11 protein-coding genes are annotated in these 12627 nt (G+C 52.8%); 5 read left to right on the top strand and 6 right to left on the bottom strand.

The window, feature by feature from the left end; genetic code table 11:
- Positions 1-22: 22 nt before the first annotated feature.
- From G462_RS22295 to G462_RS0109230, 5 genes are all read right to left on the bottom strand, one after another.
- A complete protein-coding gene (locus tag G462_RS22295) occupies positions 23-1105 on the bottom strand; it encodes an ABC transporter ATP-binding protein (RefSeq protein ID WP_051326646.1) in 1083 nt (360 codons plus the stop codon).
- Positions 1092-2312 carry an AGE family epimerase/isomerase gene (locus G462_RS22290; RefSeq protein ID WP_035477376.1) on the bottom strand — a complete coding sequence of 407 codons (1221 nt, stop codon included), beginning with the start codon at positions 2310-2312 and terminating at the stop codon, positions 1092-1094. Before G462_RS22290 ends, G462_RS22295 begins: the two co-directional genes overlap by 14 nt.
- 28 nt (positions 2313-2340) lie before the next feature.
- Entirely contained in the window at positions 2341-3276 is a 936-nt protein-coding gene (locus G462_RS0109240; protein ID WP_051326645.1) for a carbohydrate ABC transporter permease, read from the bottom strand.
- Between the two features lie 2 nt (positions 3277-3278).
- Positions 3279-4148, bottom strand: coding sequence for a carbohydrate ABC transporter permease (locus G462_RS0109235; protein WP_026958747.1), 870 nt, complete (start codon positions 4146-4148; stop codon positions 3279-3281).
- A gap of 723 nt (positions 4149-4871) precedes the next feature.
- Positions 4872-6125 (bottom strand): ABC transporter substrate-binding protein, encoded by a 1254-nt coding sequence (locus G462_RS0109230; protein ID WP_211234203.1) that lies wholly within the window; start codon positions 6123-6125, stop codon positions 4872-4874.
- A 402-nt stretch (positions 6126-6527) separates the two neighbouring features.
- Here G462_RS0109230 and G462_RS0109225 point away from each other — a divergent pair, with 402 nt between their 5' ends.
- The 5 genes from G462_RS0109225 (at position 6528) to G462_RS0109205 (ending at position 11783) form a co-directional block, all read left to right on the top strand.
- Entirely contained in the window at positions 6528-8525 is a 1998-nt protein-coding gene (locus G462_RS0109225; protein WP_051326644.1) for a cellulase family glycosylhydrolase, read from the top strand.
- 77 nt (positions 8526-8602) lie between these two features.
- Positions 8603-9559, top strand: coding sequence for an alcohol dehydrogenase catalytic domain-containing protein (locus tag G462_RS0109220; protein ID WP_084405000.1), 957 nt, complete (start codon positions 8603-8605; stop codon positions 9557-9559).
- 175 nt (positions 9560-9734) lie between these two features.
- The gene (locus tag G462_RS0109215; RefSeq protein ID WP_026958743.1) at positions 9735-10511 is read left to right on the top strand and encodes a hypothetical protein; all 777 of its coding nucleotides are present in this window, start codon (positions 9735-9737) and stop codon (positions 10509-10511) included.
- 190 nt (positions 10512-10701) lie between these two features.
- Complete coding sequence (locus tag G462_RS0109210; protein WP_026958742.1) at positions 10702-11001, top strand: PTS fructose transporter subunit IIB; 300 nt, start codon at positions 10702-10704, stop codon at positions 10999-11001.
- A complete protein-coding gene (locus tag G462_RS0109205; RefSeq protein ID WP_026958741.1) occupies positions 11001-11783 on the top strand; it encodes a PTS sugar transporter subunit IIA in 783 nt (260 codons plus the stop codon). The genes G462_RS0109210 and G462_RS0109205 overlap by 1 nt, the downstream gene beginning before the upstream one ends.
- Here G462_RS0109205 and G462_RS0109200 read toward each other — a convergent pair.
- Positions 11780-12625, bottom strand: coding sequence for an AraC family transcriptional regulator (locus G462_RS0109200; protein WP_026958740.1), 846 nt, complete (start codon positions 12623-12625; stop codon positions 11780-11782). The genes G462_RS0109205 and G462_RS0109200 overlap by 4 nt on opposite strands.
- Positions 12626-12627 lie beyond the last annotated feature (2 nt).

Here is a 12627-nt window from a genome sequence, read left to right as displayed (position 1 = left end):
CAGCTAAGCGCTTGAAGCTCAATTAGATTCTAAACTCATCGTGAGCTGAGAACAGTGAGATGTTCTGCAGGTTAAAGTGCAAGTTAAAGTTTTTACCGTTGGCAATGTCGATATTTGCCTCGAGTTTGGCGCGCAGCGCTTGGCCTTGCAGGCTGAATTCTGCAAGCGTTTCGGATCCTGTCATTTCAAAGGCCGTCACTGCCAGCTCAGTAGCAAAACCGCTGTTCTCTGAGGTGATAGTGATATGCTCCGGGCGGATCCCCAACAGCACTTCCATGCCCTTTTTCGGCACCTGGGTAAATTGGTAGTCACCCAGCGGGATTTGAGTGCCACCAATGTTAACCTGCCAGCCGCTTTCGGCCTGCTCAAGAATCCCTTTAAGTAAGTTGATCTGTGGCGCACCGACAAACTTGGCAACGAACACGTTGGTCGGCTGGTTGTAGACCTCGTTCGGGGTGCCAATCTGCTGGATCTCGCCACGGTCGAGTAGCACGATCTTGGTGGCCAGTGTCATCGCTTCAATCTGATCGTGGGTAACGTACAAGATGGTGGCATTAAGATTGTCGTGCAGCTTCTTCAGCTCCATACGCATCTCACCACGCAGCTTGGCGTCAAGGTTACTCAGTGGCTCGTCAAACAAGAACACCTTCGGGTTGCGCATCAGTGCTCGACCGATCGCCACACGCTGGCGCTGACCACCAGAGAGCTGAGCAGGTGTGCGATCCAGCAAATGGCTGATCTGCAGCAGGTCAGCCACTTCCCCTACCCGCTTTTCAATCAGCTCCTTAGGCTTTTTGTTGATTTTCATACCAAAGCCGATGTTCTCCGCCACGGTCATATGCGGGAACAGTGCATAAGATTGGAACACCATCGCAATGTCGCGGTTTTTCGGGTCTTCCAGGGTGACATCCCGCTCGCCGATAAAGATACCGCCGGCGGTGGCATCTTCCAGCCCGGCAATCAGACGCAGCAGGGTGGATTTACCACAACCCGATGGCCCCAGCAGCACGGTAAAACCGCCCGCTTCCATCTCCAGGTCAATGTCATCAAGAATCACGTTCTTGCCGTAGGTTTTGTTCAGGGATTTAACTTCAACAGCGTGCATCGACGTGTTCCTCATATTGGTTGATTCTTGAAAATACTTCTAAGCAGGCGCGGCCATTGTGATACGGGCACTTCCATGGCTCGACCTTGGCCTCTTGGGAGTAAGGTTTGCCGAAGCGGTCGGTCTTCCAGTGCCACTCGCCGTTGTCGCCATCGATAAGCTGCTTTTGAATCACTTGCCAGCAATCTTGCGCGGCTTGCCAGTATTGCGGGGCGAAGTCTTTTTCAAAGGCGTTGAAAAAGCCCACCATTGCCTCGGCTTGCACCCACCAGATCCGGTCGCTGTCGAGCATCTTGTGATGTTGAAGCTCGTTAAACACCGCGCCATCGTGGTCTATTCCCTCTTGCAGGGTGACATCGGCCATGTTGCTGGTCAGCGCGTAAATCTCTTTAGCTAGCGCTCGATTGCTCAGGCAGTTAGCCGCATCGTCCAGCAGCCAGGTGCCTTCAATATCGTGGCCATAGGACACGTCCTGCGAGACACATTGCCAGTCCCGTGAGAAGAACAGTCCAAAGTGCAAGCTGTCATCAATAACCTGATCTTTTAATAGCAGCAACAGCTCCTCGAGGCGCGCCTCAACCTGCTTGTCCGGCCATACCCGATGCAGGTTGGCGTAGGCTTCCAGGATGTGCAGGTGGGTATTCATCGACTTCTCAGCCAGCACCTCTTCGGCGGTATCGCATACCAAGTGGTTATCGATGCTGTTCCATTGCTGGTCGAAGGCCTCCAAATAGCCAAGGTGTTGCTCATCGTGGGCATACTGCTCAACGAGCTTAAACAGCGCCTTGGCCTGCTCCAGCGCACCCTCATCGCCCGAGGCGCGGTAGTACTCGCTAAAGGCATAGATGGCAAAGCCTTGGTTGTAGACATGCTTTTGGCTGTCTACCACTGCGCCGTTTTGGTCTAGCTGCCAATAGACGCCACCGTGTTGCTTATCCATGGCCTGTTCGCTTAGAAACTCATAGGCATGGCGAGCTGCCGCAAGATACTCTGGGTTTGGCATGATCCGGTGGGCAGCCGCAAAGCTCCAGAGGATGCGCGAATGCAGCAGCACTGCTTTGTCATGGCTTTTATCGATGTTGCCATCGAAGTCGGCGAAGCAGTGGAAACCGCCGCGCTCTGTGTCGATCATGCCCAGCCAGAAGTTCAGAATGTTGCTTTGAACCTCGTCTGCCAGCGCATGTTTGAATTGAGTAAACTTCATCATAATCTTGATATTCCCAATAAGGTAAAACTTAACCCTTCACCGCGCCGTTGGTTACGCCGGCATAGATCTGCTTTTGCAGGGTGAGAAAAATTACTATCGAAGGCACCAGAATAATCACGATACCGGCCGAGATAGTGGTCCACTCAGTACCAAACACCGAGGTGAACTTGTACAAGGCGGTGGAGACCGTAACCTGAGTACGCTCGGGTAGATAAAGCAACGGGAAGTAGAAATCGTTGTAGATAAAAATGGTGCGCAGAATAATCACCGTGGCAATCGCCGGCTTAAGCAATGGCAAGATGATCTTGCGGTAGATAAGGAAGTAGGAGGCCCCTTCAATCTTGGCGGCTTCATCCAGCTCCAAGGGAATGCCCTTCATAAACTGCAAGAACACGTAGATCATCACCACGTCGGCACCGATGTATAGCAAGATAACCGAGCCTTTGTGGTTAATCAGCCCGAGCGCCTTGATCACCTCGAAGGTCGCAACCTGAGTGGTTACCGCAGGGATCACCATGGCAATCACGTAGGCCAACAGCACCAGCTTTTTGCCACGAAACTCAAAGCGCGACAGCACATAGGCCACCTGAGTACCAAACACCACGGTCAGGAACAGCGATGCGGCCAAGATAATGCCGGTGTTGGTGAACGCCAGCCCAAGGTCACCATCGGCAAATACTCGTACGTAGTTGTCGAAGTTCATAAACGACTCCGGCAGCGATACCTTACTGGTGGTGTAGTACTCACGCGAGGTCTTGAACGAGGCCAGCAATACCGCATAAGGCGGAACCAGCACTGCAATCGCCGCCAGGATCAGAGTCAGGTATTTAAAAGCGGTCCAGAACAACCAGTGGGGTTGGCCCAACTTGTTCATAAAGCGCGCTTTGCGGATCTCGGCTTCGTTACGGACAACCTTGTTTGGGTTGTTGCTAACAGCACGGGTAGAAAGATTGGCTGTATCCATGTTTACTTCTCTCCAAACAAGATTTTTTGCAGCACCATAAAGAACACCACAATCACCAGCAGCAGTACTGCCATCGCAGATGCCAAACCGAAGTCATTGAAGTTGAATGCCGTTTCCAGCGTCGCCATAACAAAGGTTTTGGTGCCATTGGCGCCTTTGGTAATAATCATCGGAATTTCGAACACCGACAGTGAACCCACAAACGCCAGCAGCACTTGCAAGCCGATCACCATCTTGATGGACGGCAGGGTGATAAAGCGGAACTGTTGCCACTCGCCTGCGCCTTCAATGCGTGCCGCTTCATATTGATCCTGAGGAATACTCTGCAACACCCCGTAGAAAAGAATCAGGTTGAAGCCAAGGTAACGCCAAACCGATGCGGCCACCAGCGACCAGTTGACCACCGAGGCGTCCATCAGCCAGGGCATGATCCAGGCATCAAGGCCAATCGCTGCCAGGAAGTTGTCGAAGGCGCCGTCGACTTGGTAGAAGATCTGGAACACCATCGATGCTGCTACTGCGTTCAATACGAAGGGAATAAACAGCAAGGTTTTAAACAAGTTGCGCCCGGCCAGCTTGGAGTTCACCAACACTGCAAACCATAGCGACAATACCAGCTGAATGACTGCACCCACGAAGTAGTACAGGGTATTCAGCAACGGAGCCAAAATCGCAGGCTCTTCCGCCAGGTACCGGTAGTTTTCAACGCCAATGAGGTTTTTGACAGGGGCATAGCCATCCCAGTCGGTCACACTCATGTAGAACAACTGGCTGGCCGGATAGTAGGACAGCGTAAATAACAGGGTCAGCGGAATGGCGAGGAACGCCACAATAATCAAACGCTGCTGCTGCCTTAAGGTCAAATTGAACATGCTTTCTCCAGTAAGGTCCTTGGCCACACGTCAACCAAGAACTCGCATTTCGTCGAGAAGAGCTAGTGCAGGCTCTCTTCCTTGTTCATCATTTCCCACTTACCTGCAGTCTGATAACAGCGATAAGCGGAGAATAGTGAAAACGCCAAAATGGTAACGTTACGATTTTTTTCAGACAAGATATTTCCTACTCTCAACCAGAGAAGTGTGAAAACGATCACTTTCCGAGTTTCGACTTGCCAAGTCATGCTTTTATATGTCTCGTTAGCTATTCAGGTGGGCTATCAATAGTAATGATTCTTAGTCACACTATTTTTGCGGACTTCCCTAAGCGCGTCCTTGTGCCCTAAACCTCCACCCAAGCAAGCCTCTATTTGTTGTCAAATTTCTATAAGTAATGCTCGACTCGAATTTGAATCACCGGGAGAAAACAGTTGTTAGGGACAGGTATCGTTAAAAAGAGGAAGGTAACTATCAAATCATTAATCGTGTTTACCTGCTGCCCGCCAGCGGGATCTGTCAAGCCAGTATGGGCAGTCGTGGCTCAGGCATCCCCTGCTAAAGCGGTGACAGAGATCGGATTAGCTACCGCATGCCAGTGACAGACTGCCAACACGCAGGCGGCTAGCCAATTCAGGCCATTCGCTAGCAACCAAAAAAAGGCTGGCAAAATGCCAGCCTTATCGGGATAAGCGTGTTTGTGACGCCGTTACTTAACTAACACTATTTCAGTACACGTTTCTTAGCACGGTTCCAACGTGAATCCAGCGCTTCCAAGGCACCGTTGTAGTCACGGCTGGTCATTACGTCTTGGATATAACCACCGGAGTAGAAGTCGATCTGCGAACGGTTGGTCACTTCGATGAAGGTCGAAGAGTTGGTTGGCGTTTGGATAACGCGTGGCTGGTAAGACATGTATTCATTCAGCTGTGGCAGCGACGGCTCGCGGCTTTTCACCGTTGGGATAAAGCCAGCCACGGTATCAAAATCAGACTGCTCCAGAATAAACTGCAGGTAGGCCTTGGCGGTCGCTTTATTGTCTGAGTGCTTGCTGATGGCATAGCCCCAGTCGTGGTTCATTTGTGCGCGCAGCTCGCCGGAGTTATCACCCGGGATTGGCATAAAGCCAAGCTTGTCACTGTCGATGCCACGGTCGATAACCTGTGGGATAAACCAGTTGCCCAGATAGAACATACCCGCATCACCCTCGGCCAGGAAGGTCTTAGACTCTTCCCAAGAGTTGGTCATCAGATCCTTCTCGGTCCACTGGTTGTCGATCAGAGTTTTCAACACACTTAGCGACGCGTTATAGGCTGTATCACCGGAGAACGGCTGCTCTTGCTCAAGCATCATTTCATAGACGTTCCCGTCGCCTTCAGCAACAATCGGGAACTTATCCCACTGTTGTAGTGGCCACTGGGCACCGAAGTTTACGTAGAACGGAATTTTATCGATGGCCGCTAGTTTGGCAGCTGCGGCGTACATTTCATCGAGGGTTTTAAAAGGCACTTCAATGCCCGCTTCAGCGAACACTTCTTTGTTGTATACCAGGCCCTCTACCGAGTTACCCATGGAGATGCCGTAGTTCTTGCCATCGTGCGACCAAGCATCATGGAAGTAGATCTCATCAGCAGCATACAAGTCTAGTGGCTCGTAGAAGTTACCGTACTGCTCAGAGGGAACTGACGGCAGAATCAACACGATATCACCGTAGTCACCGGTATTCATACGTGGACGCAAACCGCCTTGGTAATCAGCAAAGCCAATTACTTTAATGTCGGTCACTTCAGGGTACAGCGCCTTGAAGTCTTTGGCATAGCGGTCATAAACGCCGGACTCAACCAAGTCGGTACGGTTGGTGTAAAAAGTAATCTCCCCTTTCACATCCTGACTTTGTGCCTGAGCAGTACCGATTAAGGTTGTACACGCAAGCGCTGTGGCAATAGCTGTCTTAGCTAGCATCGGCAATTTCATCATTCTCATTCCTTCATATTATTAGAGGTAGCTTATCGCAATGGCGGAGCTACAACTATCTGGCCCTCACCAACCCGACAAACCATAACGTTACGATTTATCGATGACAAGATCCCTGATAATCGAAACGTTAATATCTGTGAAGGCTATCACCTTACGGGCCTCTTTCAGCAGATTTACTCGATAAGAATCACAGTAAGACTGTTGATGAATCCCGCTTCAATGCGGATGAAGTCAGCATTAACCGCGCCAACCAAGCGCTATTGTGATCTGCAGCACACAATGATTAAGGCAAGCTTACAAAAACGATACATCGATCGAAATAGTTGAATCGTATCGTTTTCATTAACTTGCTAAGGGTTACTCTTAGCGGGAATCAAACAACTGTTATAGGGATGCAACTCCATGAATAAATCGCTGCTTTATATCGCTGCAGCCACCTTGGGCCTGGCAGGCTGCGGGGCTAATACCATCAGCTCCCCCCAAGCCACTGACAACATTGCCAAAATGGATAGCTTTATTACCCAACAGGGTGAACAACTGCTCCTGGATGGACAACCTTTCCGTTTCTCAGGCAGCAACAACTACTACATGCACTATGGCGATAACAAAGCCATTACTTCGGTACTCGACGACGCCCAAGCCATGGGGCTAAATGCGCTGCGGATATGGGGCTTTATGGATGGCATCAAGCACGGCCATAGCATCCAATCAGAACTGGGCGTGTATACCAGCGCCGAGGCCAAGAGCTCGCTGGAGCGTTTGGACTTCACCATCAGCGAAGCGCAAAAGCGTGGTATTCGCCTGGTCATAGCACTGACCAACAACTGGGCCGATTTCGGTGGTATGCCGCAATACGTACGCTGGTTAGGCGGCGAGCACCATGACGATTTCTACCGAATGCCAGAGGCCCGCGAAGCCTATAAAGCCTATGTTGAATACCTACTAACCCACACCAACCGCTACACTGGCGTAGCCTACAACCAAGATCCCACCATCATGACCTGGGAGCTTGCCAACGAGCCACGCGCACAGTCAGACAAGAGCGGCGAGCTGCTCTATGACTGGGCCAAAGAGATGAGCGAATACATCCGCGAACTGGCACCAAACCAACTGATCGCGCTCGGTGATGAGGGCTTCTTCACCCGTCCAGGCAGCGATGACTGGGCCTACAACGGCAACGAAGGTGTCGACTGGGAGCGCTTAATTAGCTTGCCCGAGATTAACTACGGCACCTTCCACCTCTACCCCGAGCATTGGGGCCGCCATGAACCGCTGGAGTGGGGTAATCAGTGGATTACCGAGCACCTTGAGGCCGCTGCGGCAGCCAACAAGCCGGTGGTCTTGGAAGAGTATGGTATTGGCGCGGCAGAGCCCTTCAACCGCGACTTGATTTACCATAAGTGGAATAAAGTCGCGACCGAGGGTGGCGCGGCCGGTACCATGTTCTGGATCCTTACCAGCTACGACAAGTATGCCGCCGACAAGCTCTACCCTAACTACGACGGCTTCCGGGTACTGGCCGACGGTGGACGCACCCAGCAGGTATTGGAGGCCCACACCCAGCGCCTCCTCAATGGTGCGCAGGTCGATGACGCGGTTTACTTTGCCTTCCCCATCGATGGCATGACCCTGTCCGATCCAGAAATTACCATCAGCAGCTACGTGGTAAACGAGCAGCAGCAAACCAAATCGGTACTGCTACGCACTCCTGCAGGCAATGTGGATATGCTCGGCCCGAATGCCGATGGCTACTATCAAGCCAGCATCGACAGCGAAGCACTAGGCTTTGGCGAACACACGCTAATTACCGTTGCCACTTTGGATAACGGCAAGCGCATCACCGATAAAATTAACGTCACCATCGACCGTCCCGTGACCGGTTATGAGGTCTCGCACGCCTTTGACTTCAGCGACGGTACCCTTCAGGGCTGGGTAAAAGAAGGTTCCTGGCAGGCCAAGTGGAAAGCTAATGCACTGGAAGTGAGCAGCGAGCTGGGCAGCCCAATGCTTAAATTGAACTTGGAATGGTCGGGCAAAAACGATTGGGAAGAGCTGAAACTGCGCAACCAGCTATTGCCGAACTTCAAGCAACACAACCGCTTCGCCTTCGACCTGTACATACCGGCTAATGCCAATGACCAAGGCGGTGTACGCCCATACGCCGCTCTCGGTGACGGCTGGGTGAAACTGGACGTAGACAAGTACCGCCAGCCAGTTAGTGAGCTAGAGAAGGTGACAATGAACGGCAAGGAGTACTACAAGCAGTCAGTGGTGATTGAGCTGGGTGATATCAGCAGCAAGGTGCCTGACCTGTTCATCTGTGTGGTCGGCGATATGCTGCCATTAGATGGCTCGGTCTACCTCGACAATATTCACTTCTTGTCGGCCACCTACGACTAGTCGCATTCCGCGATAGCAACACGCTACAGCCAGCCTCAGTGAGGCTGGCTTTTTGCTCATTAAGCTAAGGAGAGAACGTGACAAGCTCTACCCAACACGCATGGACCTGCGATCCCAAGCTGCGCAGCGTCGCACTGAATCAGACCACTCTGTCAGCCCCCGCCCCCGACGAGGTGCAGATCCGCAACCTAGCGATAGGCATCAACCCAGTAGATTGGAAGTTTATTCAAGGCAACCCCCTTAATTGGCCCGCAGGCCACGTACCCGGCGTTGACGGGGCCGGCGTTGACGGGGCCGGCGTGATTGAGGCTATTGGCGCCGATGTCGACCCCACTTTGGTGGGTCAACGGGTCGCCTATCATCATGCGCTATCCCAACCCGGCAGCTTTGGCCACTTTACCAACATTGCCGCCAGCAAAGTGATGCGCGTCCCCGAACACGTGGCCTTAACCGCCGCGGCGGCCCTTCCCTGCCCACTGCTCACCGCCTGGCAAGCCATCAGCAAAGTGCCAAGCAGCAGCGGCGCCCGCATCTTGGCGGCGGGGATGGGCGCAGTGAACAAGCTAACCTGCCAACTGGCACATCTACGCGGCTTTGAGGTGGATGTGATTTCGGGCAGCTTAAGTGACGCACAAGCAGCGCAGCTGAATATCCGCCAGGTCTATCGCGACGAGCACTCGCTTACTCGCCAGTACTACGCCGCCATCGACGCCCGTGGCGAGCAAGGCGCAGCGAAGCTAGCGAGCTTGTTGAAGGCTAACGGGCATATTGTGGCAATTCTGGGCCGAGTCCCCACGCCTATCGACCCGCCGTTTACCCGTGCTATCTCCTACCATGAAGTCGCACTGGGTGGCCTGCACGAGTTTGGCGATAGCGATGATTGGCAGCAGCTGATGCAGCAAGGCGAACAGCTACTCGAGCAAGTCGCTGCCGGGCAACTCAGCCCCGCCCCCATTGAGGTGTTTGAGTTTACCGCCCTTAACGATGCGCTCACCTACAGCCAACAGGCCCAGCAAAAAGCGGGGTTAGCCTAAGCTAGTGCCTCCCAACGCAACATCAAGCGGCGTTCCCTATGCCGCTTGATGTTGGCAGCCCACTCGTCCTAGCGGATAGCACATTTCACACCTTCTTGGTCTGCACTTCAAAGCTCACGCCAAGAGAGCTTCTATACTGAGTAGCGATATTCAACAAACATGTCTGCCGGGGTATATGAAAAGGCAAACTATTCAACTGCTACTCGCTCTCTTAGCCTTTCATGGCAATGCCCTCGCAAGCCAAACGCCAACGCAGGGGGTATTTACTCTTTACTCCAACCAACCCAGCGATTCGCCAAGCTATATCTGGTTATCCAAGGCCTATCGCGAGCTGTATCGACGTTTGGGCATCGATGTCACTATCGTATCGGTCCCCGAGGCAAGGGCGTCGATTCTGGCAGAAACTGGGACGATAGATGGCCAGTTTGGCCGAGTCTGGGAGTACCTCTATCGCCATAACAGCCAGATCCGCATCAACGAACCGCTCTATCAGGTCACCCTCGTTGCCTATGTTCATGCCGACTCTGGCATCTCCCTCAAACAAGGTTGGAAAAGCTTTCACAATACCCCGCTAAGCGTGGAGTACCGACGTGGTGTACTAGTTGCCCAGCAAAACCTTGAGCGCACAGTGAGTGCCGACAGACTGTCCACCATCACCAATATCCGCAATGGCTTGCTAAAGGTTAAGCGCAAACGGGTTGATGTATTTGTGCAAGCCGACGTTGGCGCCTTACCCTTTATCAACAGCGAAGAGTTTGCCAATGAGGTTGTGTCTGCCGGGAAGATGCAAACCGTTGCCATGTATCACTACATCCATGAGCAATATGCCCACCTACAGCCCGCGATGGAGATCGAGATTCTGGCAATGAAAGAAGCAGGATTAATCCGACGTTACTGTTTAGAAGCGTTCAGCGCATCGCCCTCTTCGTGCCAGGACCACTTGTTGCCCTAGTCACGCCTTTTTGGCTGATGTGTTTGGCGAGCGGCTTGTCATTGCATCGATGCGCTTAGTTAACAGACCTTTTTGAAAAACTAAGCCTTGGCATTGGGTTCTTCGCAGCAGCAGTTGATCGCTAAAGGCATGCGATTCAGATTTGATGCGCTATAATCGCGCCACCATTTGTTCCGTCAGCGAAATTAGCATGAATATTGTCGCCGTCACCGCCTGTCCCACCGGTATCGCCCACACCTACATGGCTGCTGATCAATTGAGCAAGCATGCGCCTAAGCTGGGGATCCAGATAAAAGTGGAAACCCAAGGGGCCATGGGCATTGAGAATCAACTTACCGCCAATGACATCAGCAATGCCGATTTAGTGCTTATCGCCTCAGACATTAAGGTGGAGCATATGGAGCGCTTTAACAGCGCCAAAATCAAACAGGTATCCATTGAGCAAGTGTTATTGGATGCCCGTTCGGTGCTGCAAGGGCTGCTTGGATAGTGAAGCTACGCAGTATCGATTTTATGTTGGGTGAGCAAGCCTTGCCCATCCAAGCACTGGGTGAACTGCGCAAGCTCTGCGGCTACTTTCGCTCAGTGGTGGTGCTCTACAACCTGAGCCGACGCAAGCGCGGCGATGCTCAGCATCGTTTACAGCTACTGAGTGTGGGCAGCCAGCCCTGGGATATCTGTCAACTGCAGATAGAAGGCCCCGATTCGGAGCTGGCAGAGATGGTGCTCACCGAGTTCATCAACGAGCACTTTTGCTTGCTGCGCTGCCTGCGAAGAAGCTTTATTGGCGAGCCGAAAGCCCCCGCGCTGCCCACTACCTTAACGCCACCTTTTGAACTGCAGTTCCACTACCACCGCTATCGCCAAGATGCGCTCTACCAAAACAAAGCCACCATCCTTGCCACCGCCAGCAAGCTGATTACCGCTAACTTTCCTAGCAAGCTGCTGCAGGAGTTTGAGAAACGCGAGTCGGTATCCGCCACCGTCATGGGCAATGGTATTGCGCTGCCCCATGTGATTAACGAATGGGTACCCCAGCCGGCTTTAGCGGTGATCCCACTCCCCCAAGCCTGTGATTGGGGCTCAAGGCTCGGGCCGGTTAGCCTGATTCTCGCGCTGTCTCTGCCCAAGCGCCCAAGTCGTGAGATGGTGCAGGCCTTCGCCAGGCTGTCAAAAGCCACCTTGGTGCCAGCGTTTTGCCAGCAGCTTCTCACCTGCGATAGCCCGCTACTGCTGCAAGCCCTGTTGCGCCGCACCCTGATCAGTGATTAAGCGCGGGTGCCCCGGTACTGCGACGGCGTCATCCCGGTTTTCTTCTTAAACACCCGATAAAAGTAGTTGGGGTCTTGAAAGCCACAGCGTAAGGCAACCTCTTCAAGGCGGAGGGCGTACTTTTTCAACATGAATTTGGCTCGGTCGATACGTACCCAGGTTATGTAATCGGCCAAGCGCATGTAGCCATGCTGGCGAAACAGCCGCGATACATGGCTGGGGGTGATGTGAAACTGGGCAGCGATACTCTCACGACTGATCGGCTGCTGGTAGTTTTCCTGAATAAAGATACACATCGACTGATACAGGTTGCTGCTGCGCGACTCCAACGTCGGCTCCGGCACCACCTGCATCGAGCGCACATAGCTAATCAGTGCGCTCAACTGATAGCTTGCCATGGGGGCTTGCTGGGTTTCACTAGCCAGGCCATTCATCGCGCCCAGCATATTATCGATGGCATGACCAGTGCGCGCCGGGGTGCTGTGTTTCTCGATGTGGCTGAACTCGCCTTGCTCTTGGCTATAAGCAATCAAGCTGATACCTAGCTGGCGGCGACCAAACAGTATCGACAACACCTCACAATCTTGCTGCCAGTCAGGCTTGTTCCAGCAGTTAGGCGGGATATACAGCGCGTCATCACGCAGCAGTTTTAAGTGCTGTGATAATCCAGCTTGGCCATCTATCTCACAGTGGTAAGTTCCCTCGAGCACCCACTCAATGCGCGGAAAGTTGACCTGATAGCTAAAGCTCGGCGGTGTCTGCTTGTCGCCAGCGAATACAATCTGCTGAAATTGTCGCTGGTTGGCGAGTAGCTCCCCGACGACCTGGGTGTAACGTTTCAATA

Origin of the sequence: Aliagarivorans taiwanensis DSM 22990, assembly GCF_000429505.1 — a bacterium.
In the GTDB taxonomy this organism is placed as follows: Bacteria; Pseudomonadota; Gammaproteobacteria; order Enterobacterales; family Celerinatantimonadaceae; genus Aliagarivorans; species Aliagarivorans taiwanensis.
This window is presented reverse-complemented; position numbering and strand designations above follow the sequence as displayed.

Excerpts from the sequence above, each read along its gene's own strand:
- G462_RS22295 (WP_051326646.1), bottom strand. The coding sequence starts at position 1,105 with ATGCACGCTGTTGAAGTTAAATCCCTGAACAAAACCTACGGCAAGAAC.
- G462_RS22290 (WP_035477376.1), bottom strand. The coding sequence starts at position 2,312 with ATGATGAAGTTTACTCAATTCAAACATGCGCTGGCAGACGAGGTTCAA.
- G462_RS0109240 (WP_051326645.1), bottom strand. The coding sequence starts at position 3,276 with ATGGATACAGCCAATCTTTCTACCCGTGCTGTTAGCAACAACCCAAAC.
- G462_RS0109235 (WP_026958747.1), bottom strand. The coding sequence starts at position 4,148 with ATGTTCAATTTGACCTTAAGGCAGCAGCAGCGTTTGATTATTGTGGCG.
- G462_RS0109230 (WP_211234203.1), bottom strand. The coding sequence starts at position 6,125 with ATGATGAAATTGCCGATGCTAGCTAAGACAGCTATTGCCACAGCGCTT.
- G462_RS0109225 (WP_051326644.1), top strand. The coding sequence starts at position 6,528 with ATGAATAAATCGCTGCTTTATATCGCTGCAGCCACCTTGGGCCTGGCA.
- G462_RS0109215 (WP_026958743.1), top strand. The coding sequence starts at position 9,735 with ATGAAAAGGCAAACTATTCAACTGCTACTCGCTCTCTTAGCCTTTCAT.
- G462_RS0109210 (WP_026958742.1), top strand. The coding sequence starts at position 10,702 with ATGAATATTGTCGCCGTCACCGCCTGTCCCACCGGTATCGCCCACACC.